We start from the raw sequence: 23,687 nt of genomic DNA on the forward strand, positions 1-23,687 counted from the left end.
TGTAACAATCACGCTCACAACGTGGACCCTGCGACGACGCAGACCGAGAGGACAACGATGTTCAACCCAACCCGTTCACGGCTCGCCATCGGCGGCGCCGTTCTCCTCGCAGCCGGCCTCGCGCTCAGCGGCTGCAGCTCCAGCGGCACCGCCAGCACGAACGACGCCGCTGCCTCGACCCTGGTGGCGTACACCGGCCAGTCCGGCGACTACCAGATCAACTTCAACCCGTGGTCGCCGTCCAACATCGGCGGCGTCGGCACGATCTACGAGTCGCTCTTCTTCATCACCAACGTCAACACGAAGGACCCGAAGCCGCTGCTCGGCAAGTCGTACGAGTGGAACGACGACGGCACGCAGCTCACCATCACGCTGCGCGACGGGGCCACCTGGAGCGACGGCGAGCCCTTCACCTCGAAGGACGTCGTGTTCACGCTCGACATGCTCAAGAAGCAGAAGGCCCTGAACTCGATCGGCTACGACGGCACCGCGAAGGCCGACGGCGACGACAAGGTGGTCGTCTCGTTCGACAAGCCGTCGTTCGTGCTCGGCCCGAACCTGCTCGGCAAGACCTGGATCGTGCCCGAGCACCTGTGGAAGGACATCGACCCGACCACCGACGTCGTGCGCGAGCCCGTCGGTACCGGCCCGTACACGCTCGGCACCTTCAAGGCGCAGGCGTTCACCCTCGAGACGAACAAGAAGTACTGGGACGGCGCCCCGGCCGTGAAGACCATCCGCTACCTGTCGCTCTCCGGCAACACCGCCGGTGCCGACGCACTGAAGCAGGGGTCGATCGACTGGCAGACCGGCCCGGTGCCGAACATGGACGACATCCCCGCCAACTACAACGGCTACGACGGCATCACCGTCGGCCAGAACCAGATGGCCCTGCTGACCTGCTCGAACACCGACCTGGGATGCGCCGGCCCGCAGACCGACCCTGCCGTCCGCCACGCGATCGCCGACGCCATCAACCGCAAGCAGCTCAACTCGCTGGCGTTCGAGAACACGGCGAGCGAGATCTCGCCGACCTTCGCGCTCACCACGACGCAGAAGGACACCATCTCGAAGGACATCGAGCCGGCCGTGATGCCGGAGACCGCCGACACCGACGCGGCCGCCTCGACCCTCGAGGACGCCGGGTGGAAGAAGGGTTCCGACGGCATCTACGCCAAGGACGGCAAGAAGCTGTCCCTGACGGTCGAGGTCGTCACCGGGTGGACCGACTACATCACCGCGATCGACACGATGACGCAGCAGCTCAAGGCCGCGGGCATCGAGCTCAAGGCACAGCAGTCGTCGTGGAACGAGTGGACCGACAAGAAGACCAAGGGCAACTTCGAGCTCGCGATCGACTCGCTCGGCCAGGGCCCGACGGCGAACCCGTACTACCTGTACAACAACTACTTCACGACGGCCAACACCGCGAAGGTCGGCGAAGCAGCCCCGATGAACATCTCGCGGTACAGCAACCCCGACGTGGACAAGGCCATCGCGAAGCTCGCCACGATCAACCCCGAGGACACCGCGGCGACCCAGCCCGAGCTCGACACGATCCAGGAGCACATCGTCGAGGACCTGCCCTACATCCCCGTGATGACCGGCGGCACGACGAGCGAGTTCCACGCGGCGAAGTTCACCGGCTGGCCGACGGAGGACGACCTGTACGCGTTCCCGGCGGTCTGGGCGAGCCCGGACAACGCCGAGATCTTCAAGGCGCTCAAGCCGGCGAAGGGCTGACACCAATGGGATCGCGACCGAGGGGCACTCGACGATGACCTACTTCCTGCGCAAGATCGGCTTCTACGTCGTCGCACTGTGGGCGGCCCTGACGCTGAACTTCATCATCCCCAGGCTCCTGCCCGGCAACCCGGTGGACATCCTGCTCGCCAAGCTCCAGCAGCGCGGCGGGCAGGTGACCCCGGCGACCCGGGAGGCGTACGAGCTGCTCCTCGGTGGCGATTCCTCGGAGCCGCTGATCTCCCAGTACGGCCACTACCTGGTCAACGTGTTCCGCGGTGACCTCGGCGTGTCCGTCAGCTACTTCCCGGCACCCGTCACCGAGGTGATCGGCAGTTCGCTGCCGTGGACCATCGCCCTGGTCGGGATCGCCACCATCGTGGCCGCCATCATCGGCGTCGGCCTCGGTGCCTTCGTCGGGTGGCGGCCCGGCACCTGGCTCGACTCGTTCGTGCCGGCCACCACCCTGCTCGCCGCGGTGCCGTACTTCTGGCTCGCGCTGATCCTGGTGTACTTCTTTGCGACCGGGCTCCACCTGTTCCCGGCGCAGGGCGGCTACGACGTCATCCTGACGCCCGGGTTCAACTGGGACTTCATCGTCTCGGCGGTGCAGTACGGGGTGCTGCCGGCGGTGACGATCGTGCTCGCGTCGCTCGGCGGCTGGCTGCTCGGCATGCGGAACATGATGGTGTCGACGCTGTCCGAGGACTACATCACCACCGCGCAGGCGAAGGGCCTGTCCGACGGCAAGATCCTGCGGAACTACGCCGCCCGGAACGCCGTGCTGCCGTCCGTCGCCGGCTTCGCGATCTCCCTCGGGTTCATCGTGTCCGGCTCCGTCGTCACCGAGCAGGTGTTCTCGTACCCGGGCATCGGGTCGAAGCTGCTGTCCGCGGTGACGAACAACGACTACGCGCTCATGCAGGGGATCTTCCTGTTCATCACCCTGGCGGTCCTCGGCGCGAACCTCGTCGTCGACCTGCTGTACGGACTGATCGACCCGCGCACGCGGGCCCGGAGCTAGGGAGGAGACGACCATGACCAACATCCAGCAGGAGACCGAGCCCACCATCGGCGCACTGACCGAGGAGGCCGACAGCACCACGTCGATCGCCACCCGGCGCGCGTCGAAGGGCGGCATCCGTCGGTTCCTCCCGACGCTCACCCCCTGGCTCGTCACCGGCATCGCGCTCGTCGCCGGCGTCACGCTGTTCGGGGTGATCGGACCGCTGCTCGTCGGCGACCCGACCACCATCCGCGACACCGGGCTGCAGGGACCGAGCGGCTCGAACGTCCTCGGCACCACCCAGACCGGTCAGGACGTCCTGGCCCAGCTCGCCTTCGCCACCCGGGGCAGCCTGCAGATCGGGCTCATCGTCGGTGTCCTCGCCACGGTGCTGTCCGCGTTCTTCGGCATCCTCGGCGCCTACCTGGGCGGGATCATGGACGAGGCGTTCTCGCTGTTCTCGAACGTGTTCCTCGTCATCCCCGGCCTGCCGCTCGTCATCGTCATCTCCGGCCTGGTGCCGCGTGAGGCCCGCGGGCTCTGGACCATCGCGGTCGTCCTGGCGATCACGTCGTGGGCCGGGTCCGCCCGGGTGCTGCGCGCGCAGACGATGTCGATCCGCAACCGCGACTACGTGTCCGCTGCCCGGGTCGCCGGCGAACGGCCCTGGCGGGTCATCGCCGTCGAGATCCTGCCGAACCTGCTGCCGGTGCTCGCGTCGCAGTTCGTGTTCGCGGTGATCGCCGCGATCCTCGGGGAAGCGGGACTGTCCTTCCTCGGGCTCGGGGCGTCGAACTCGTCGACGCTCGGCACCATGCTCTTCTACGCCCAGAACGGCTTCGCGCTGGCGAACGGCGCCTGGTGGTGGTTCGTGCCGCCGGGCCTGCTCATCGCCCTGCTCGGCATGGGCCTGTCCCTGGTGAACTTCTCGATCGACGAGGTCATCAACCCGCGACTCGCGAACGTGCGTGCGCAGCGACGGCGTGACCGTCGTGCGAAGCGTGCGGCCCGCTCGGGAGGCCCGGCCCGCGTCGCCACCGCCGGTCACGACACGAAGGGGGTCGCCCGATGAGCGCCACCGACACCGCACGACCGGTCACCTCCGACGTCACGGGCGACGGCCGCCGGCCGGCCGTGCTGACCATCGACCACCTCGACGTGGTCTACGAGACCGAGCACCCCGTGCACGCCGTCAAGGACGTCTCGCTCACCCTGGCGCCCGGCGAGATCCTCGGACTCGCGGGGGAGTCGGGCTGCGGCAAGACGACCCTGGCGTACGCCATCACCCGACTGCACCGGCCGCCGGCGAAGGTCACGTCGGGCAGCATCACGTTCCACGACCGCGACGGCACCGACGTCGACCTGCTCGGCCTGCCGCACGAGCAACTCCGGGCGGTGCGGTGGTCGAAGCTGTCGATGGTGTTCCAGGGAGCCATGAACGCGCTCAACCCGGTCACCACGATCCGCGCCCAGCTCGACGACGCGCTGGTCGAACACCGGAAGGGCATGCCCCGCAAGGAACGTCGGGCCATCGCCGAGGACGCCCTGCGCCGCGTCGGCGTCGACCCGTCCCGCATCACCGCGTACCCGCACGAACTGTCCGGCGGCATGCGGCAGCGCGTGATGATCGCGATGGCGATGCTGCTCGAACCGCAGATCATGATCATGGACGAGCCGACCACCGCGCTCGACGTCGTGGTGCAGCGGGAGATCCTGCGCGAGATCGTCCGACTGCGCGACGAGCTCGGGTTCGCCGTCGTGTTCATCACGCACGACCTGCCGCTGCTGCTCGAGATCAGCGACCGGATCGCGATCATGCTCCGCGGTGAGGTCGTCGAGTGCGACTGCGCCAGCGTGATCCAGCACGACCCGCAGCACCCGTACACGCGGAAGCTGCTGCAGTCGTTCCCGAGCCTGTCCGGGGCCCGCGGCGCGTTCATCCGCACCGGGGTCGAGGACGGCGCCGAACCCGAGACCGACACCCGGGCCGTCGTGGTCCAGGCAGCACAGGAGACGGACCGATGACCAGTGTGACCGTCAGCCACCTCGGCAAGGACTTCCACACCCGCAAGGGCCTGAAGCGCACCACCCTGCGGGCCGTCGACGACGTGTCGTTCGACCTGCTGCCCGGCCGGACCGTCGCACTGGTGGGGGAGTCCGGCTCGGGCAAGTCCACCATCGCGCGGATGCTCGCCAAGCTCGAGACCCGGACGCGCGGCTCGATCGACGTGCGGCTCGAGGACGGCACCCCCGTCGAGGGCAGCATGTACCGGCGGCACGTGCAGATGGTGTTCCAGGACCCGTTCGCCTCGCTCAACCCGTTCCACTCGATCGAGCACCACATCGCCCGGCCGCTGCAGCTGCACCACCGGGCCCGCGGCGCCGACGAGACCGCCGACAAGGTGCGGGAACTGCTCGGCCGGGTGAACCTCGACGAGGACTTCGCGTCGCGTCGGCCGCACGAGCTCTCCGGCGGGCAGCGGCAGCGCGTCGCCATCGCCCGCGCACTCGCCCCGGGCGCCCAGGTGCTCATCGCCGACGAACCCGTGTCGATGCTCGACGTCTCGATCCGCCTGAGCGTGCTCAACCTGCTCGGCCGGCTGCAGCGCGAGGACGAGCTCGCCGTGCTCTACATCACGCACGACCTGGCGACCGCGCGGCACTTCTCCGACGAGATCCTCGTGCTCTACCGTGGCCGGGTCGTCGAGCGGGGACCGTCGGACGCCGTCATCCTCGACCCGCACCACGACTACACCCGGCTGCTCGCCGAGGCCGCCCCCGACCCGGAGCGCACCGAGCGCCGGATCACCGCGGGGCCGCCGCTCGACCGGACGAAGATCGACAACACCACCTGCTACGACCACACGGTCGGGGACTGGGTGTCGAGCGAGCCCGCACCGGTCGGGGCGCGATGAGCGACGGGTCGACGTTCGTCGACTGGGTCACCGACGGGTTCGCAGCACGGTTCCGGGTCGGTGTGGACCAGCCCGCGGCGCTCGTGTCGTTCGTGCCGACCGGCGGAGTGGCCGACGGCGGAGCGCTCGCCGACGGGCCGGACGACCCGCAGCCGCTCGTCGAGCTGACGACGATCGGGCACGGTCGGTTCCCGGGCGGGTTCCGGCACGTGGACTCCACGATCGGGGCGCGACTGCGACCCGTATCGCACCACGTGCACGACGACGGGACCGACCTGTGGTTCCGGGTCGTGCAGGCGGACGCGGCCACGGGCCTCCAGGCCGAGTCGGTGTTCCGGGCGCGCGCCGGCGTGCCCGGGTTCCAGACGTGGACCGAGGTGTCGGCCGCGCACGGTGAGCACGTCGTCGACTTCGTCTCGTCGTTCGCGACCGGGGCGTTCCTGACCGACTCGGGCGCCACCGTCGACGACCTCGCCCTCGTGCACGCCGACAACGACTGGGCAGCGGAGAGCCGGTGGCGGACCGATCCGCTGCGGTCCATCGGGCTCGCGGCGATCGACCGGGAGGCCCAGCACCACCCGCCCCGCAGCCGCGCCGTCGTGCAGAACCGCGGTTCGTGGTCGACCGGCGAGGCGCTGCCGATCGGGGTGCTGCGGGCGGAGGACGCTGTGTCGCTTCCGTACGCGCTCGTCTGGCAGGTCGAGCACAACGGGCCGTGGCTGTACGAGCTCGGGGAGACCCGGCGGCACGCGTACCTGCTGCTGAGCGGCCCCACCGACCAGGAACACCAGTGGACCGCAGTCGTCACACCGGATCGGCCGTTCACCTCGGTGCCGGTGTCCGTCGGGATCGCCGGGCCGATCGACGACGCCTTCGGGGTGCTCACCCGGCAGCGTCGGGCGTTCCGGCACGTGCGGGAGGCCGACCGTGCCCTGCCCCTGGTGTTCAACGACTACATGAACACGCTCATGGGCGACCCGACCACCGAGAAGCTCCTGCCGCTCATCGACGCTGCCGCCGACGCCGGAGCGGACCTGTTCTGCATCGACGCCGGCTGGTACGCCGAGGGGCACTGGTGGGACACCGTCGGAGCGTGGGAGGAAGCGGCATCGCGGTTCCCGACGGGGCTCGGCGCCGTCATCGACCACATCCGTGCGCGCGGCATGCAGGCCGGCCTCTGGCTCGAACCCGAGGTCATCGGCATCCACTCGCCGCTGGCCTCGACCCTGCCGCCGTCCGCGTTCGTCGAGCACCACGGGGTCCGGGTCGCGGAGCACGGGCGGCACCTGCTCGACCTGCGCTCGCCGGAGGCCCGCGCGCACCTCGACGCGGTGGTCGACCGGCTCGTCGGGGAGCTCGGGGTGACGTTCTTCAAGATGGACAACAACACCATGACGGGGCCGTTCGCCGGGATGCTCGAGCACCAGCGGGCGCTGCTCGACTGGCTCGACACGGTGCAGGAGCGGTACCCGGCACTGCTCATCGAGAACTGCGCCTCGGGAGCGATGCGCGCCGACTGGGCGATGCTGTCCCGCCTGCACATGCAGTCGACGTCGGACCAGCAGGACCCGGTGCTGTCCGCCACGATCGCCGCCGCCGCTCCCGCCGCGATGCTGCCCGAGCAGGCGGGGAACTGGGCGTACCCGGCGCCGACGATGGACCCGGAGCTGTTCACGCTGTCGCTCGTGAACGCGGTGCTCGGGCGGATGTACCTGTCCGGGTACCTCAACGAGATGTCGTCGTCGCAGCGTGCGGTGGTCGGTGACGCGATCGCTGCGCACCGGCAGGTCCTGGACGTCGTCGAGGCGTCCGTCCCGGTCTGGCCCCTCGGGCTGCCCGCCTGGGAGGACCCCTGGGTCGCGCTCGGTCTGCACCCCGCCTCGGGCGACCTGTACCTGTCGGTGTGGTCGCTGCCCGGTGCGTCGGCGTCGGTGTCGTTGCCGCTGCCGGCGTTCGCCGGGCAGGCGGTGGTCGTCGAGCCGCTGTTCCCGACGGCACTCGGGTCGTGGTCCGTGGCGTGGGACGCCGCTTCGGGCTCGCTCGAGGTCGCGAACGGCGGATCGACCCCCACAGCGCGGGTGCTCCGCGTCCGGTCGCAGGAGGCGGACGCGGGGGCCTGAGCGGGCGCGCGTCGCGATGGCCGGGCGCGCGCTGGAGCGGACGGGAGGCACGGTGCGGGCAGGCACCGTGCCTCCGGTTCCGTCGGTGGTCGCGTCCACGGCGCGGGGGACGCGGGTTCGTGTCCGCGCGGTGACGGTTCTGGTTCAGGATCCTCGGGGATCGTGAACCAGAACCGACACCAGCGCTGCAGAACGGGGTCTCCGGTCACGCCTGGTCCTCGTCGTCGGGGCGTCGCGGAGCCCGGAGGCGCAGGGTCGCACCGAGGCCGATGACCAGGAAGCCGGCGGCGGAGAAGGCGGCGGCGCGGGTGCCGTCGGAGAACGCGTCGGCGGCGTCGGCGCGCGTGGCCCCGTCGAGGCCGGAGATGGCTCCACCGGAGGACTGCACCACGGCGTCGGCGATCTTCGTCGCGGTGGCGGACGGCGTGCCCGCGTCCTGCAGGCGGTGCTCCAGGATGCTGCCGGTCGAGGTGAACAGGACGGTGCCGAGGACGGCGATGCCGAGCGCCGAGCCGATCTGGCGCGCGGTGCTCTGGGCGCCGGACGCCTCACCGCTGCGTTCGACGGGGACGTCCTGCAGCACCACACCGGTGAGCTGGGCCGTCGCGAGCCCGACGCCGAAACCGTAGACGAACAGGCACGGCACGATCGCCCACCACGGCGTCGACGACGTCACGACGAACCCGATCGCGGCGACCCCGACGATCTCGGCGCCGATGCCCATCCGGACGATCGGCAGTGCTCCGACGCGTTGCCCGACCGTCGCGGCGAACCCACTCGCGACGAACGACCCGATCGCCAGTGCGAGCAGCACGAAGCCGGTCTGCAGGGCGGAGTACCCGAGCACGTTCTGCAGCCAGAGCGGCAACGACAGGATGATGCCGAACTCGCCGAGCGACACGATGAGCGCGGCGACGGAACCGTTCCGGAACGAGCCGATGCGGAACAGGTCGAGTGCGATCAGGGTCGAGCGTCCGGCCCGCTGCCGGCGCAGGGAACGGATCACGAAGGCGGCTCCGGCAGCGACCGCGATCACGAACGCGACCGGGATCGGGGAGATCGGGCCGTCCCACGACCACGAGCCGATGGTGAGCGGCGTCGACGACGGGGTCCACCAGCCGTAGGTGCGGCCCTCGATGAGCCCGAACACCAGGGCGGCACTCGCGATCACGGACAGGAGCGCTCCGACGAGGTCGATGCGGCCGGTGTGCCGGGCATCCCGCGACTCACGCACGGCGACGGCGAGCCCGACCAGGATGACCGCGACGATCGGGACGTTGATGCCGAAGGCCCACCGCCACGAGAAGTCCGTCGTCAGCCAGCCGCCGAGCAGCGGGCCGACCGCGACCATGCCGCCGATCGTCGAGCCCCAGACGGCGAAGGCGATGCCACGCTCCCGGCCGGTGAACGTCGCGTTGAGGATCGAGAGCGTGGTGGGCAGGACCATCGCGCCGCCGATGCCCTGCAGCACGCGGGACACGACGAGGAGCTCACCGGTCGGCGAGAGCGCGGCGAGCACCGACGCCACCGCGAACACGATGACGCCGGTGGTGAGCAGGCGTCGGCGGCCGAACCGATCGGCCACGGAGCCGAAGACGAGCAGCAGGGCGGCGAACACGAGCGTGTAGCTCTCCTGCACCCACTGCACCAGGGTCGAGCCGATGTCGAGGTCGGCGACGATGCTCGGGATCGCGACGTTGACGATCGTGGAGTCGACGATGATGAGCGCCACGGCGAGGCTGATCACGACCAAGCCGAGCCAACGACGACGGTCCGGCGTGGTGGCTGGTGCTGCGGCGGGAGCGCTCATTCCGGTGGTTCCTCTCAGATGATCAGCATGCTGACGACCTGACGGTACACCCGCTTCCGGTGACCGGCGGACCGGAGACTCACGGGAGGAGGTGGAGCTCCATCGCGCGGGTCACGGCACGCGTGCGGTCGTTCACGCCGAGCTTCTCGAAGACGTGGCCGAGGTGCGTCTTCACCGTGGCCTCGCTGAGGAACAGCGCGCGGCCGATCGCCGGGTTGCTGTTGCCCTGGGCGACGAGGCGCAGGACGTCGAGCTCGCGCGGGGTCAGGGACGGGCCGGCCGCGGCGGGGAGTGAACCCGTTGCTCGGCGGACGAGTGCTGCGGCAGCCGAGGGGGCCAGCGCCGTCTCGCCCCGTGCGGTTGCCCGGACGCCGGCGAGGATCTCGGACTCGGGGGCGGCCTTCAGCAGGTAGCCGGTGGCGCCGGCCTCGATGGCGGCGAGGATCTGGTCGTCGGACTCGTACGTGGTCAGGATGAGGACACGGACGCCGGGGTCGGCGGCGAGGATCTCCGCCGTCGCCGCATCGCCGTCGAGCACGGGCATCCGGAGGTCCATGAGCACGACGTCGGGGTGTTCGGCCAGTGCCACCGTCACCGCGGCGCGGCCGTCGCTGGCCTGGCCGACGACCTCGACGTCGTCGGCGTCCTGCAGCAGGGCCACGATGCCCGACCGGACGATCGGGTGGTCGTCGGCGACCACGACGCGGATCACCGGGTCACCTCTGCCACGGGCTGACGATCGACGGCCGGGAGGCTCGGCTCGGGTCCGGTGGGCAGGCTCGCGTTGACGACGGTGCCCCGGCCCGGGGTGCTCGTGATCGTGCAGGTCCCGCCGGAGAGCGCCAACCGTTCGTGGAGGCCCCGGAGACCGTGCCCGGCCGTCGGGACGGCGGTGTCGAACCCGACGCCGTCGTCGGTCACACGGACGCCGACCCGTTCGGGCGCGTCCTGCAAGGCGATGCGGACGGAGCCGGCGTCGGCGTGCGCACGGATGTTCGCGAGGGACTCCTGGACGACCCGGAGCAGCACGACCTGGGCGTCGCGGTCGAGCGGTCCGTCGGTCGCGTCGACGGCGACGGGCGTGCCGGTCTCGCGGGTGTACCGCTCGGCCAGGCGGTGCAGGGCCCCGGCGAGGCTGCCGCTCGTGGCACCGGCGACCCCGGCGGCGATGAGGGCGCGGGAGTCCTCGAGTGCCGCTCGTGCCGACTCCTCGAGGACCGCCAGCCGTTCGTCGAGCGCGGCACCGCGGTCGTTCGCCAGGTCCTTGCGGGCACGTTCGGTGAGCATGACGATGCCGGCGAGGTTCTGCGCGACGGTGTCGTGGATCTCACGGGCCAGGCGCTCCCGTTCGCTCGCGACTCCCGCGCTGCGGTGGGCATCGGCGAGGGACTGCTGGGTGGCGCGGAGTTCGTCGAGGAGCTGGCGGCGCTCCTCGGACAGGCCGGCGACGCTCGAGATCCACACGCCCATCGCGCAGGCACCGATGACGCTGATGCCCTCGATGAGCAGGGTGCTGACGAGGGCGTCCGGGCCGCCCGAGACCTGCAGGCCGATGCCGCTCGCGACGCCGACCGCGACCGAGAGCAGGACGGCGGTGCGGACCCGTTCGGACTGCACCCAGACGAGCGGGAACGCGATGCACTGCACGAACGCGGTGCTCGGCACGACGGCGGGCAGCACCAGGGCGGCGACGAGGACCAGCGGCAGGAAGGCCGCGGCGGCACGGGGGCTGTCGTAGCCGCGGTGGCCGAACACGGCGTAGGCGACGACGAGCACCACGACCGCGGTGTACGCCGGCCAGCGGGTACCCCACGGCGACCACCCGAACACGGTGATCACGGCGGTGAGGAGCATCGTGCCCGCGAAGAAGACGTGCAACCACCGGTTGCGCATCCACGTCTCGCCGTTCATGTGCCCAGCATCCCACCAGCGGGGCGCCATCAGGCGTCCTTGCGGTTCCACCGGAACGTCAGCAGGCAGGCCACCGTGCCCAGGACCAGCCACGCTGCCAACACAAGGGCTCCGAGGCCGAGGTGCCACGCGCCTCCCGGCTCACCCGACTCGAACGCACCGGGCAGGAAGACGGACCGCATGCCGGACGCCATCCAGCGCAGGGGGAAGACGGAGGCGACGTCCTGCAACCAGGTGGGGAGCTGCGTGAAGGGCAGGTAGACGCCGGAGATGAACTGCAGCACCAGGACGATCGGGACGATGGTGGCGGTGGCGCGCCGGCCCTCGCGCGGGAGCGCCGAGACCGCGATGCCCAAGACGCAACTGGTGGCGATGCCGAGGACCATCACCCCGGCGAAGACACCCCAGTTGCTCGCGTCGGTCGGCAGGTCGACGCCGAACACCAGGCTCGCGATCGCCAGCAGCAGGGCCGTCTGCACGAGCGTGGTGACGAGGACCATGCCGATCTTGCCGACGAAGTACGACAGGACCGGGAGCGGTGTGCCGCCGAGTCGCTTCAACGTGCCGTCGCTGCGCTCGGTGGCGATGTCGACGCCGAGGGACTGCGTGCCGGAGAGCAGGATGCCCGTCGCGACGAGGCCGGGCAGGTAGTAGGTGGCGTAGTCGACGCTGACGTCGGGGCCGGCCTGGATGTCGGCGGCGCCGGAGAACGCGACCGAGAACAGCGCCAGCATGATGATCGGGAACAGGAAGGTGAAGAAGACCGCGTCGGGAGCGCGGAAGTAGGTGCGGATCTCGTACGAGATGCGGCTGGTCGCTGTCTTCACTGCTGTCCCACCATGTCGAGGTAGACGTCCTCGAGGGACGGACGGATGACTTCGAGGTCGTGCATGGGTGTCGTGCTGCTGCGGATGAGCGCCGTCGGGTCGGTCGTGCGCTCGTCGTGGTGTCCGCCGTCGTCGTCACGCCAGCGGACCCGGGGCGTGCGGGCCTCGGCACCGCCGATCTCGTCGATGGGTGCGAGGTCGAGGAGCTTCCCGTCGGCGATGACCGCGGCCCGGTCGGCGAGCTGGGCGGCTTCGTCGAGGTAGTGCGTGGTGAGCAGGATCGTCGTGCCCTCGTGCTGCACCTGGCGCAGGAGGTCCCAGAACTGCCGGCGGGCCTCGGGGTCGAAGCCCGTGGTCGGTTCGTCGAGGAACAGGACCTCGGGTCGGCCGATGATGCCGAGGGCGACGTCGACGCGGCGGCGCTGGCCACCCGACAGGCGGCTGATGCGGGTGTTGCGCTGCGTCTCGAGGCCCGTCGCGGTGAGGAGCTCCTCGACGCTGCGGTGCTTCGGGTAGAGCGTCGCGAAGTGGTTCAGCTGCTCGGCGACGGTGACGTTCGGAGACTCCGCGCTCGTCTGCAGGACGATGCCGATGCGTGCGTTGTGGCTGCGGCTCGTCCGTGCGGGGTCGTGGCCGAGGACGCGGACCTCGCCGGCGGTGCGGGAGCGGTACCCCTCGAGGATCTCGACCGTCGTGGACTTGCCGGCACCGTTGGGGCCGAGGAGGGCGAAGGTCTCGCCGCGCTCGATCGTGAAGGAGACGTCGTCCACGGCACGTTTGCCGGTGGCGTACTGCTTGCCGAGGTGCTGGACCTCGATGGCGGGGGACTCGGGCATGGGTCCAGCTTCGCCGCCCGGTGGCCGTGGGGGATCGGCCGGGGCGGTGGTCTCGGCATCGTCCGATCGGGGGATGGTGCCGGCGGGGGAGGTGGTTCGGTTTCCGGCCGGTGACGCTTCTGGTTCGCGATCGTCGGGGATCGCGAACCAGAACCGTCACGACTTCAGTACTGCGGCCGGATCCAGTCCATCGGTTGCACGAAGCGGGCGCGGGGCAGGACTTCGCCCGGCTCGGCGGTCCGCACGCTCGTGATGATCGTGGTCTGGCCGTACTCGTACGACCGGCGGGCGATGCCGTCGCGCTCGTCGATCACCAGCGTCGTGCGGAACGCCGGGTCCTCGCCGTGCTCGAACGTCACCAGGATCGAGTGCTCGCCGACGTGCTGGATCAGGATCGGGTGGACGTCGTCCGTGGCGCGGCCCCACCGGAGCATCAGGTCGGGGACGGCCATCCGGACGACGGGAGACGAGATCATGCTCCGTGCGAACGACACCTCGATCGGGCCGTCGTCGGGCTCGTGCAGCACCCCATCGCGGTAGGAGACCGGCTTGGCGCGCTGGCGGACCAGGGTCCAGGTCTGCGCGGCCTCGTCGATGTCGACGCGAAACGGCGAGTACTTCTGCCGGGACTCCTGGTGGATGCCCTCGAGGACGTACCGGGCGGGTCGGCGGAGGGCGGCGAGCTCCTCGGCGATCGCTGGACCGTTGGACCGGGTGAGGAGCTCGTCGAAACGCACGGTGCCAGCATGGCGCACCACGTGCCGTGGACCGCGCCCCCTGACGGGCGGGAGGCGCGGGGCGGGGTGGTGCCGGGCCTCCAGGCCGTGGGGTGGTCGCGTCAGGTTGCGTCAAGCAACGTGCGCGTAGACCGGGAGGATGCAGGTCGTCGGAGTCGAACAGTTCGGAGGGCCCGAGGCCCTCGCCGTCCACGAGGTGCCGGAGCCGCACGCCGGTGCGGGATCCGTGCGGATCCGGGTGCAGGCGTTCGCCGTGAACCCGACCGACACGGGGGTGCGCGCCGGGCAGCGGGACAGCTCGCAGGCCTCACCGCCGTACGTGCCGGGGATGGACGCCGCCGGCGTCATCGACGAGGTCGGGCCCGACGTCACCGGATGGCAGGTCGGCGACGAGGTCATGGCGATGGCGTTGCCGCTCAGCGCCCACGGTGGCGCCTACGTGCAGGAGCTCGTCTCGCCGGTGGGGTCGTTCACGCGGATCCCTCGTGGGACGTCTCTTCCGCTCGCCTCCACGGTGCCGATGAACGGGCTGACGGCGTTGCAGATCCTGTCGCACGCCTCGCTCGAGCCGGGGCAGACGCTCGCCGTGACCGGGGCTGCCGGGCTGCTCGGGAACTACGTGGTGCAGCTTGCGAAGGCCGCCGGGCTGACCGTGATCGCGGATGCTGCTCCGGCGGACGAAGCACTCGTGCGGTCGCTCGGGCCGGACCACGTGGTGCCGCGAGGTGCTTCCTTCGCCTCCGCTGTCCGTGAACTCGTGCCGGACGGGGTCGATGCGCTCGCCGATGCTGCCGTGCAGCGCGACGAGGTAGTCGACGCCGTTCGCGACGGGGGAGTGTTCTTCGACGTGCGGGGGTGGCAGGGCAACGAGGCTCGGGGGATCGAGTTCGTGCAGGTGATGGTGTTCTCGGAGTACCGGTCGTTCGACAAGCTCGAGCAGCTGCGGCACGCGGTGGAGAGCGGGACGTTGACGCCGCGGGTCGCGGAGGTGCTGCCGGCTGCGCGGGCTGGGGAGGCGCATGAGCGGTTGGAGGCCGGGGGGACGCGGGGGCGGTTCGTACTGACGTGGTGAGTTGACGCTGGTGTGATGGACGGGAGGCGCGGTGCGGGTTGGTGCCGTGCCTTCCGTTGGCCTTGGGTGTTCAACGCGCGATGATGGCCATGTGACCCTGCACGAAGCCATGATCGAGGTACTCCGTGAGAACGGCGCGCCGATGACGAGCCGTGAGATCGCGGACTCCATCAATGCTCGAGAGCTGTACCGACGGAAGGACGGCCACGCGCTGCTCGCCGGGCAAGTGAGTGCACGAGCGCGGAACTACCACCAGCTCTTCCATCGAACCGCGAGCCAAATCGCTGTTCGGTGAAGCGCGCGCGGCGCGGGCCCTCCTGTCACTGCAACCGCCTCGGCGCAGCGGCGCCGGAAGGGCCCTCTGTCCGACTTCAGCGAGCGTCGCCGGCGTCTCCGTCATCGGGTCGTCGACGCAGCTTGTTCGCCCAGACGCCGAGACGAGCGGACACGGCCTCTGCAGTGGTGCTCGCCTGCTCCAGCGCGCTGCCTCCGAGCTTGCGCGCCACCTCGACCCCGTCGGTGCTACCTTCGACAATCCGGTCCCGTGCATCTTCGGCCGCATCTCCGAAGGCAGCGCGCCACCGCTTCGACTCGAGCTCCGTACGTGAACCCTCGATACCCATCCCGCCGTGGAACGCCATCACCTGGCCGGCGACAGCGTTCGTCGAACGAACGACTGTGCGGGAGTCGAGAGGATGCATCACCACCGAAACGTCTCCCAAACGTGCTGCCGCGTCGATCCGACCCAGGAGCGTCTCCGTGCGCTGCGTGATGGAGGCGCGGCGTGACCGGCGGGTGTCGCGGAGTGACTCCCGGTGGTGATCGAGGTCCCCCGGAGCGGTCAGCTGCACGTGATCGAGCTCGAGGATCGCGACGCCTTCCTGAAGCTTGAAGGACTGCGCCAGGACTGCCAGCCACTCGTGCACGGTTCGCTCGGCGCTCTCCGTCACGTCGGCAAGTTCTCCGACCTTGGAAGTGCGTTCGAGCTTCTCAGCCAGGGCGTCGAGTTGCAGGAGCGCGTACGACTGCGCGCGAGCGATGGTGAACTCCGTCCCGTTCACCTTCGACCACGTCACCGCGTTCACGTGACCGACACGGTCGCGGACGCGCAAGGCATCGTTGATGATCAGCTCTACTCCGATGAGGTCGGCGACGGCGGCGTCCTTTTGCGCCCGGAGCACGTCGTCGAGCTTCGCGTCGATCTTCGCGAGATAGTCGGTGATCTCGTCCATCGCCTGCTGCATGGCGAGCTGCGCCATGATGCCGGCGACCCCGGTGAGCATCGCGGGACTGGTGAGCATGGAGCTCATCTTGGTGAACTCCAGGATGTTCTTGATCTTCCCGTTCTCGGTGACGATGGCGCGGCTCACGCCTGCACTGGACCCCTTCATGGCGGAGAACTTGTCGAGCGCTTTCGCGGACTCCTTCGTCAGCTTGACCCATCGGCCAGACCCCGCCGCGACCTGTGCGGCAGCGTTGGCTGCGCCGGACGCACCGCTGAGCGTCTGACTCAGGCGGGGCAGATCGAACTGGCGCGAGGGCAGGTCGTTCGCGGAGAGGAAGCGCTCGATGGCCGTGTCTGATCCGAACAACGTCACACCGTCTTCGTCGCGCACCACGTCGATCTCGTCGGTCATGTGTGCTCCGTGTTCGTCGCAGGTCGGGTGAGCTGATCATAAGGGGTGACGAATGCTCTCGAAACGCCGTCGTGTCGAGTGCGACCGGCAGAATGGCGTGCGAGCGGCACCGCAGCCGTGACGATGAGGGGAACAGCAGTGTCTCGAGCAGAGAACCGACTCCGGCGACTTCAGGAAGCACTCCGCTACCTCGATAGCATCGGTGGAGAAGCCCGACGCATGGACGTGTGGAACAACGTTCTCGAGCGCGTGCCCCTCGAGGGCGACGAGCTCGCGCCGGACTCACAAGGCAAGCCGGTCGGTGACTCCGACTTCTTCTGGGGTTCGTCGACCATGGTCAACGCGGGCTTCATGGAGAAGCCGAGGCGCGGCGAGTGGCGTGTGACTGACGTCGGGCGTGAGTTCAGCGCAGATGCCGTCGCCGTCGAGGACTTTGGGACGGCACTGAACGCGCGCCAGCGAGAGTTCGACCGGCGGCGCAAGGCGGACCTCCAGCTCCGACTCGCCACGGAGATCGTCCCGCCTGACTGGCGAGCCGAGACGATCCGCTCGACCAGCGCGATCTTCGTCGACCGAGGCCTCCGCCAGCTCGATTCGGTCTTCGCTCCGGGACGTGGTGTCTGGCGCAACGAGGTCGTCGCAGAACTCCGCGAGCGCTTCATCGGACGACCCGAGGTCAACGGCGACGTCTTCCTCGAGAAGCTCGCGACCCAGTTCGACGGTGCCAGCGACGACGCCAAGCTACTCATGGCCGAACTCCTGTGCTGGCAGGTCCTGCCACTCGAGCAACCGGGGGAGCGGAAGAAGCGGGAGCGCGTGACGTTCCTGCTCGACCGGATGGAGCACCCCGTCACAATCCCGGCCGAGATCGACGAGGCTTTCCGCTCGTGGTCCTTCAATCCCGGGCAGGGCATTTCCGGGCACATGTTCGCAGCGACGTCCATCCTCATCGAGTGCGTCGACGCGTGGCTCCGGCTCGGTGAGGAAGAGCGTGACCACGCGCTCGACGACCCCACGGCGTGGAGGGATGTCGTCTCGGCGCTGCCAGGAACACCCCTGCCCATCCAGCGCAATGAGCTGCTCCTGCTCGTGCACCCCGGGTTCTTCGGGGAGGTCGTCTCCAGTGACGACCGCGAGGCGATCCGCAGCGCATTCGCCGGCGAGGTCGAGGGACAGATGGAGGATGACCCGGACGAGGCTTTCCAGCAGATCACGATCGCGCTCCAACAGAAGGCGAAGGGGCCGGCGCTGTTCTACAAGGAACCGCTGGCGCAGCGATGGCGGCACAAGATCTCGACGCCGCCGAAGCCGGTGCCTTTCACGGTCCCGGGTCCCGGTCCCGTCATCCCCGACCCGAAGCTCAATGTCCGCGTGCCGTTCACCCGCGTGGACGATGAGCTCACGGCCGAGCTTCACATGCCCGAACCTTGGCTGCAGGACACCCTCGATCTCATCGAGCGCCGCAAGCAGGTCATCCTCTACGGCCCTCCGGGAACCGGTAAGACGTTCCTCGCCCAAGCGTTGTCGAAGCACGTGACAGACGGCACCGACGGCGAGACCACCATCGTGCAGTTCCACCCGACGTACTCGTACGAGGACTTCTTCGAGGGCTTCCGCCCCGTCGCCAACGACGACAGCGGCAACCTCGCCTTCACCCTTCGGAAGGGACCACTCCGGCGCCTCGCCGACGCGGCCGCCGCCAACCCGGAGGCGAACTACTTCCTGGTCATCGATGAGATCAACCGTGGCAACATCGCGAAGGTCTTCGGCGAGCTGTACTTCCTGCTCGAGTACCGGGACAGCGAGATCTCCCTGCTCTACAGCGACGAGCCGTTCACCCTGCCGAGCAACATCTTCGTCATCGGCACGATGAACACCGCCGATCGCTCGATCGCGATGCTGGACGCCGCGATGCGGCGCCGCTTCGCGTTCATCGAACTGCACCCGGAACGCGCGCCCGTGCAGAACGTGTTGACGCATTGGGTGGCGACCAAGGGCCTCCAGGACGATCGCGCCGACCTGCTGACGCGACTCAACACGCAAATAGAGGACCACGATGCGAAGGTCGGGCCGTCGTTCCTGATGCGCGATCTCGCCGGGACCGGTCTGCAGGACGTGTGGCGGTACGAGATCCTGCCGCTCCTGGCGGAGCACCATTACGGCGAAGGCGTTGACCTGGAGGCGCGGTACGGCCTCGCAACGCTGCGTCGCCAGGTGACGCGCGACGCTGCGGACGGGGCCGAAGGTGCTTCCGTCGACGATTGAGCTGCGGGAAGCCGACCAGCCGGTGGTCCACCGGCTGCCGCGGGCGGTCGCCGTCGGGCTCGCCGTGGCGAACATCGCGACCGTCGCGCCCACGCTCGGCGCTGACGAGTACCGCGTGAGCAGTGTCCGGAAGGTCGGCGTCGTGCGGATCGCGGGGCACACGGTGTGGTTGAAGCCGAAGACGCCGGTGCGGCGGCTGTTCGCGATGCTCGGGTACGCCCGTGCCGGGAGTGCGATCTGGACCGAAGACGACTTCGGCTTCGAGGAGGACGATGACCTCGTGCCGGCGTTGGCGCACGCGTTCGTGCGGCAGGCCTCGCGGGCGTTGGCCGGAGGACCGCTTCGCGGGTACGTCACGCGGGAGGACGCGCTGCCGCTCGTCCGTGGTCGGTGGCGGATCGGGGACCAGCTGACGCGGCGGGGTGGGCAGCCGCTCCCGGTCGAGGTGTCGTTCGACGATTACGTCGAGGACATCGCCGAGAACCGGGTGCTACTCACCGCTGCAACGCGGTTGTTGCGGTTGCCCGGCGTGCCGGCCGATGTGCTCGGGGCGCTGCGGCGGATCGTGCGGGTGCTCGATGGGGTGTCGGTGATCCCCGTCGGGGCGCCGGTGCCGGTCGTCCGGCCGGGTCGACGGAACGCGCGCTACTCATCGGCGTTGGCTCTGGCGTCCCTCGTGTTGTCGGGATCGTCGGTCGAGCAACGCCCCGGCTCGGTCGTCGCGTCAGGGTTCCTGGTCGACATGTGGCCGGTGTTCGAGGACTTCGTATCGGCCGCTCTGCGCGAAGCGTTCAAGCCCTATGGGGGAGTGCTCGTATCGCAGTACCAATCGACGCTCGACGTCGAGGGCACGGTGAAGATCGCGCCGGACCTCGTGTGGCTTGTCGACGGAGAGGTACGGGCGTGCATCGATGTGAAGTACAAGGTTGAGAAGCACGGGCAGTACCCGAACGTTGATCTTTACCAGATGGCGGCGTACTGCCGGAGGTTCGGGTTGGGGGAGGGGTGGCTCGTCTACGCAGCTGGTCAGCGTGTCGGCGGAGTGGTCAAAGTCTTGGACGGACCGAGGATCCGGCGTGCAGCGCTCGAGTTGAACAGTGGGAGCGCTCACCTGCGTCACTCGCTCGCTCGCATCCCACGTAGTGCAGTGCTTCATCGGCCGCTTCCTGCCTGACCGGTGGCTGTCTCGCAGGCACTTCCACGATTGGTTCGATGCGCGCGGGTTGAAGAATTGAAGTGAAATATGGCTTCTCCAGGGGTCGAAGAAGTGAGGGTCGTGCCGATGGGTTCAAATACCGCCGGTACCGCCATGATGAAGAGCCCCGAATCCCTGTGAAGAAAGGGATCCGGGGCCCTTTTTCGACCAGCGAGTGAGCTCCAGTAACCACGCGGTAACGGAGTGTCTGCGCGGACCTGCGCGGAAGGAATGACTGCTACTTGCCCTCCGCGCTCTGGGCGCCGAAGGTGGCTACCTCGTGCGCGGCCTCACGACGCTGATCAGTAGCACGCCGACCGTCCTCGCGCGAGCGGTTCAATCTCGACACAGCAGGGGTCTCGTCGAAGCTGGCGCCGAAGAGGTAGCTGCGGCTGAACATGAGCTTGCGCAGGAAGCCCTGCAGCTCGTCGAGACCAGCGGATAGACATCGAGCGCCTGGGAAACGCCGTCTTTCAACGCGCCGTGCGCATCCCTGCATAAGACATCCGAGGACATGGTCGAGGCGGCATAGCGAGGCGAGCTTCTCATTGTCGACATCGAATGCGAGCGTCGGGTCCCGACCGGGCAATTCACAATGCGCCCAATCGGAGGGCGCGCCGGCACAGTCTTCCCGGGGTCAGGCCACGGACGCGACCATATGAAACGCCGCTCACTAGCTTCCAGCACAACTGAGACCGCCTCTCAAGTCCCAGGCCAGGTGATGGGTTGGGACGCGTCGGCATTCTTGGTGTGGCGCGTCACCGAAACTCGGTCCTCCCCGGATAGGATTTGGACGATGTCCCCAAATGAAGACGAGCGCCTGGCAGCGGAGCAGCGGGCCCGCGTGCTGATCGACCGCCAGCTGGAAGCCGCGGGCTGGAAGGTGCAGGACCGCAAGGCGCTCAACCTGTTCGCGGCGACCGGTGTCGCTGTTCGCGAGGTCATCATGAAGCCTGGACACGGCCGGGTCGACTACCTCCTGTACGTCGACAGGGCGGTCGTTGGCGTTATCGAAGCAAAGCCGGTCGGCACGCCTCTCGCCGGCGTCGAGTGGCAGTCAGCGATGTACGCGGTCGGACTTCCCGATGACGTACGCAAGCGGGCTCTCGATCCGGAAGGACGGCTGCCGTTCGTCTTCGAGGCGTCCGGCACCGAGACGCACTTCACCAACGGCTTCGACCCGGCCCCACGCGCACGGCGCGTCTTCCACTTCCCGATGCCCGAAACTCTCGGTCGCACGATTCGCACGGCTAGCGAACATCCCGACGAAGCACCCACCTGGCGCGGCCGGGTGAACAGTCTGCCTGTACTCGACGAAACATACCTGCGCCCCGCGCAGATCGATGCGGTCAAAGGTGTCGAGCGCAGCCTGCGCGAACAGCGCTTCGGTCGATCCCTCGTACAGATGGCCACTGGTGCCGGCAAGACGTACACGGCGGTGACCGAGGCGTATCGGCTGCTGAAGTGGGGCGGGTTCAATCGGGTGCTGTTCCTCGTCGACCGCAACAACCTGGCGGATCAGACCCTCGGCGAGTTCCAGAACTACCGCACGCCTGACGACGGTCGCCGATTCACCGAGCTGTACAACGTGGCCAAGCTCACGCGCGGCGAGATGCCCGACTCGACGAAGGTAGCGATCTCGACCATCCAGCGGGTTTTCAGGGCGATCAAGAACGAGGATGTACCTGAGGGCGACGACCCGGGCCTCGATGACTTCACTCCCGAGACGCCCGTCGAGGTCGCGTACAACCCGGACCTCCCGCCGGAGGCCTTCGATCTCGTGATCGTCGATGAGGCGCATCGGAGCATCTACGGCGTGTGGCGCGGTGCGCTCGAATACTTCGATGCCCACGTCATCGGTCTCACCGCGACGCCCGGCAAGCAGACGTTCGGCTTCTTCCAGCAGAACCTCGTGTCCGAGTACACCTACGCAGAGTCTGTGGCAGATGGCGTCAACGTGGATTTCGACATCTACCGAATCAAGACCGAGATCACCGAGAACGGCTCGACGATCGAGGCGGGCACGTTCGTGCCGAAGGTCAACCGCGATACGCGGGAGGTGAATATCGAGAAGCTCGACGCCGACCTCGACTACACGAAGAGCCAGCTCGACCGTGCGGTGACGGCGAAGCACCAGATCCGCCTCGTGCTAGAGACCTTCCGTGATCGGCTCTTCACAGAGATCTTCCCCGGCCGTCGCACCGTGCCGAAGACCCTAATCTTCGCGAAGGACGACAACCACGCTGAAGAAATCGTGCAGACGGTGCGCGAGGTCTTTGGCAAGGGTAACGACTTCGCCGCGAAGATCACCTACAGCGCGAAGGATCCCAAGGGGCACCTGAAGGCGTTCCGCACCAGCCCCAGCCTGCGCATAGCTGTCACCGTAGACATGATCGCTACCGGCACCGATGTGAAACCGCTCGAGTGCGTGCTCTTCATGCGAGACGTGCGCTCGGCCCAGTACTTTGAGCAGATGAAGGGTCGCGGCGCGCGTACGATCGACCCGGCAACTTTCCGAGCCGTCACCGACGACGCCGCGGCGAAGACCCGCTTCGTACTAGTGGATGCAATCGGCGTCACCGAGCACGACTTCGTCGAGCCGCCGCTCAATCGCGACCGATCCTTGAGTCTCAAGAAGCTGCTCGATAAGGCTGCGACGCTCAACCTCACGGAGGACGAGACCGCGACGCTGGCGAATCGTCTCGCCGCGCTTGAGCAGCAGGTGACTCCGGCCGAACGCGCCGAACTGGATGCCGTGGCAGGAAAGTCGCTCCGCGCCGTTGTCCGGGCTCTCGTCGATGCTGTCAACCCCGACACGCAGGCCGCGGCGGTGGCCGCTGAGCCGACACGAGATCCGACTGAAGTGATTCAATATCTGCTCGATGCGGCGATCGAGCCGCTCGCCGCGAATCCCGAGCTGCGCACGCGCATCATCGAGTTGCGCCGTGCACACGATCAGGTGATCGACGAGGTCAGCCGCGACTCGCTCGTTGACGCGTTCGGTGTCATCGACCCGGAGGCGGCTCGAGAGACTATCGAGTCGTGGAAGGCCTATCTCGCCGACCACCGCGACGAGATCAGCGCCATCCAGCTGATGTTCGATGCCAAGGGACGCCGCATTGCCTTCGGCGACGTGAAGGAGCTCGCCGAGCGCATCAAGCGCCCGCCGCACAATTGGACGGTCGACTACATTTGGAGCGCGTACCTTTCACTGGGCGTCGAGTATCGCGGTAGCGCTGAGACGCGCGATCGGCACACATCGACCGACCTGATCTCGCTTCTCCGCTACGAGACTGGCATCGATGATGCCTTGGTCCCTTACGCCGACGTTGTGGAGTCTCGCTACGCCAACTGGCTCGCCCGGCAAGAGCAGTCGGGAGCCTCGTTCAGTGCGAGTCAGCGCTGGTGGCTGGACAAGATGATGAAGATTATTGCGGCTTCGGCTGGCATCACAGCCGACGATCTCGACAACGCGCCTTTCGACGAGCGAGGCGGCGTTGACGGCGCGCTCCGCGACCTCGGCGACGCGGCAGGCGACCTCCTGGAAGACTTGAATCGGGAGTTGACCGCGTGAGTTGGGAACGACTCCCTATCGGCGACCTCCTGCAGCGAC

General features: G+C 68.6%; 18 protein-coding genes. 11 read left to right on the plus strand and 7 right to left on the minus strand.

All coding sequences use genetic code 11. The annotated features are described in order from the left end of the window. Window positions 1–57: 57 nt before the first annotated feature. The 6 genes from DEI96_RS06770 to DEI96_RS06795 are packed head-to-tail and all read left to right on the plus strand — an operon-like array spanning window position 58 to window position 7,784. On the plus strand, window positions 58–1,743 hold the full coding sequence (locus DEI96_RS06770) for an ABC transporter substrate-binding protein (protein WP_111023921.1): 1,686 nt from the start codon (window positions 58–60) through the stop codon (window positions 1,741–1,743). A gap of 34 nt (window positions 1,744–1,777) precedes the next feature. Next, window positions 1,778–2,767 carry an ABC transporter permease gene (locus tag DEI96_RS06775; RefSeq protein WP_071247140.1) on the plus strand — a complete coding sequence of 330 codons (990 nt, stop codon included), beginning with the start codon at window positions 1,778–1,780 and terminating at the stop codon, window positions 2,765–2,767. A gap of 13 nt (window positions 2,768–2,780) precedes the next feature. Then, complete coding sequence (locus tag DEI96_RS06780; protein WP_111023919.1) at window positions 2,781–3,821, plus strand: ABC transporter permease; 1,041 nt, start codon at window positions 2,781–2,783, stop codon at window positions 3,819–3,821. Continuing rightward, complete coding sequence (locus DEI96_RS06785) at window positions 3,818–4,774, plus strand: ABC transporter ATP-binding protein (protein ID WP_111023917.1); 957 nt, start codon at window positions 3,818–3,820, stop codon at window positions 4,772–4,774. The genes DEI96_RS06780 and DEI96_RS06785 overlap by 4 nt, the downstream gene beginning before the upstream one ends. Continuing rightward, entirely contained in the window at window positions 4,771–5,664 is an 894-nt protein-coding gene (locus tag DEI96_RS06790) for an ABC transporter ATP-binding protein (protein ID WP_111023915.1), read from the plus strand. Before DEI96_RS06785 ends, DEI96_RS06790 begins: the two co-directional genes overlap by 4 nt. After that, complete coding sequence (locus DEI96_RS06795) at window positions 5,661–7,784, plus strand: glycoside hydrolase family 36 protein (RefSeq protein WP_146246921.1); 2,124 nt, start codon at window positions 5,661–5,663, stop codon at window positions 7,782–7,784. Before DEI96_RS06790 ends, DEI96_RS06795 begins: the two co-directional genes overlap by 4 nt. Window positions 7,785–7,989: 205 nt before the next feature. Here the strand turns inward: DEI96_RS06795 and DEI96_RS06800 are convergent, their stop codons facing one another. The 6 genes from DEI96_RS06800 to DEI96_RS06825 form a co-directional block, all read right to left on the minus strand. Beyond that, entirely contained in the window at window positions 7,990–9,594 is a 1,605-nt protein-coding gene (locus DEI96_RS06800) for a DHA2 family efflux MFS transporter permease subunit (protein ID WP_111023911.1), read from the minus strand. Window positions 9,595–9,673: 79 nt separating this feature from the next. Next, window positions 9,674–10,306: a response regulator transcription factor gene (locus DEI96_RS06805; RefSeq protein WP_111023909.1), complete on the minus strand. Its 633-nt coding sequence runs from the start codon at window positions 10,304–10,306 to the stop codon at window positions 9,674–9,676. Beyond that, a complete protein-coding gene (locus DEI96_RS06810; RefSeq protein WP_146246920.1) occupies window positions 10,303–11,505 on the minus strand; it encodes a sensor histidine kinase in 1,203 nt (400 codons plus the stop codon). Before DEI96_RS06810 ends, DEI96_RS06805 begins: the two co-directional genes overlap by 4 nt. 29 nt (window positions 11,506–11,534) lie before the next feature. Then, window positions 11,535–12,332 carry an ABC transporter permease gene (locus tag DEI96_RS06815; RefSeq protein ID WP_111023905.1) on the minus strand — a complete coding sequence of 266 codons (798 nt, stop codon included), beginning with the start codon at window positions 12,330–12,332 and terminating at the stop codon, window positions 11,535–11,537. After that, window positions 12,329–13,168, minus strand: a complete 840-nt coding sequence (locus DEI96_RS06820) for an ABC transporter ATP-binding protein (protein ID WP_181438036.1) — start codon at window positions 13,166–13,168, stop codon at window positions 12,329–12,331. Before DEI96_RS06820 ends, DEI96_RS06815 begins: the two co-directional genes overlap by 4 nt. Before the next feature lie 164 nt (window positions 13,169–13,332). Beyond that, window positions 13,333–13,905, minus strand: a complete 573-nt coding sequence (locus DEI96_RS06825; RefSeq protein WP_111023901.1) for a hypothetical protein — start codon at window positions 13,903–13,905, stop codon at window positions 13,333–13,335. A gap of 139 nt (window positions 13,906–14,044) precedes the next feature. Here DEI96_RS06825 and DEI96_RS06830 point away from each other — a divergent pair, with 139 nt between their 5' ends. Both DEI96_RS06830 and DEI96_RS06835 read left to right on the plus strand, forming a co-directional pair. Then, entirely contained in the window at window positions 14,045–14,977 is a 933-nt protein-coding gene (locus tag DEI96_RS06830; RefSeq protein WP_111023899.1) for an NADP-dependent oxidoreductase, read from the plus strand. 91 nt (window positions 14,978–15,068) lie between these two features. Beyond that, window positions 15,069–15,272, plus strand: a complete 204-nt coding sequence (locus DEI96_RS06835; protein WP_146246919.1) for an HTH domain-containing protein — start codon at window positions 15,069–15,071, stop codon at window positions 15,270–15,272. 76 nt (window positions 15,273–15,348) lie between these two features. On the opposite strand, the gene DEI96_RS06840 is transcribed toward DEI96_RS06835, so the two are convergent. After that, on the minus strand, window positions 15,349–16,614 hold the full coding sequence (locus tag DEI96_RS06840) for a hypothetical protein (protein WP_111023895.1): 1,266 nt from the start codon (window positions 16,612–16,614) through the stop codon (window positions 15,349–15,351). 123 nt (window positions 16,615–16,737) lie between these two features. Between DEI96_RS06840 and DEI96_RS06845 the strand changes: the two genes are divergently transcribed. From DEI96_RS06845 to DEI96_RS06855, 3 genes are all read left to right on the plus strand, one after another. Continuing rightward, window positions 16,738–18,879 (plus strand): AAA family ATPase, encoded by a 2,142-nt coding sequence (locus tag DEI96_RS06845; protein ID WP_146246918.1) that lies wholly within the window; start codon window positions 16,738–16,740, stop codon window positions 18,877–18,879. Continuing rightward, on the plus strand, window positions 18,860–20,053 hold the full coding sequence (locus DEI96_RS06850; protein WP_111023893.1) for an McrC family protein: 1,194 nt from the start codon (window positions 18,860–18,862) through the stop codon (window positions 20,051–20,053). Before DEI96_RS06845 ends, DEI96_RS06850 begins: the two co-directional genes overlap by 20 nt. Window positions 20,054–20,870: 817 nt before the next feature. Beyond that, window positions 20,871–23,648: a type I restriction endonuclease subunit R gene (locus DEI96_RS06855; protein ID WP_181440547.1), complete on the plus strand. Its 2,778-nt coding sequence runs from the start codon at window positions 20,871–20,873 to the stop codon at window positions 23,646–23,648. Window positions 23,649–23,687 lie beyond the last annotated feature (39 nt).

It is taken from the genome of Curtobacterium sp. MCLR17_031 (assembly GCF_003234775.2).
In the GTDB taxonomy this organism is placed as follows: Bacteria; Actinomycetota; Actinomycetes; order Actinomycetales; family Microbacteriaceae; genus Curtobacterium; species Curtobacterium flaccumfaciens.

Coding starts and splice junctions, on each gene's coding strand:
- DEI96_RS06830 (WP_111023899.1), top strand. CDS start 14,045: ATGCAGGTCGTCGGAGTCGAACAGTTCGGAGGGCCCGAGGCCCTCGCC.
- DEI96_RS06820 (WP_181438036.1), bottom strand. CDS start 13,168: ATGCCCGAGTCCCCCGCCATCGAGGTCCAGCACCTCGGCAAGCAGTAC.
- DEI96_RS06845 (WP_146246918.1), top strand. CDS start 16,738: ATGAGGGGAACAGCAGTGTCTCGAGCAGAGAACCGACTCCGGCGACTT.
- DEI96_RS06770 (WP_111023921.1), top strand. CDS start 58: ATGTTCAACCCAACCCGTTCACGGCTCGCCATCGGCGGCGCCGTTCTC.
- DEI96_RS06795 (WP_146246921.1), top strand. CDS start 5,661: ATGAGCGACGGGTCGACGTTCGTCGACTGGGTCACCGACGGGTTCGCA.
- DEI96_RS06855 (WP_181440547.1), top strand. CDS start 20,871: ATGTCCCCAAATGAAGACGAGCGCCTGGCAGCGGAGCAGCGGGCCCGC.
- DEI96_RS06800 (WP_111023911.1), bottom strand. CDS start 9,594: ATGAGCGCTCCCGCCGCAGCACCAGCCACCACGCCGGACCGTCGTCGT.
- DEI96_RS06810 (WP_146246920.1), bottom strand. CDS start 11,505: ATGAACGGCGAGACGTGGATGCGCAACCGGTGGTTGCACGTCTTCTTC.
- DEI96_RS06840 (WP_111023895.1), bottom strand. CDS start 16,614: ATGACCGACGAGATCGACGTGGTGCGCGACGAAGACGGTGTGACGTTG.
- DEI96_RS06780 (WP_111023919.1), top strand. CDS start 2,781: ATGACCAACATCCAGCAGGAGACCGAGCCCACCATCGGCGCACTGACC.
- DEI96_RS06790 (WP_111023915.1), top strand. CDS start 4,771: ATGACCAGTGTGACCGTCAGCCACCTCGGCAAGGACTTCCACACCCGC.
- DEI96_RS06775 (WP_071247140.1), top strand. CDS start 1,778: ATGACCTACTTCCTGCGCAAGATCGGCTTCTACGTCGTCGCACTGTGG.
- DEI96_RS06785 (WP_111023917.1), top strand. CDS start 3,818: ATGAGCGCCACCGACACCGCACGACCGGTCACCTCCGACGTCACGGGC.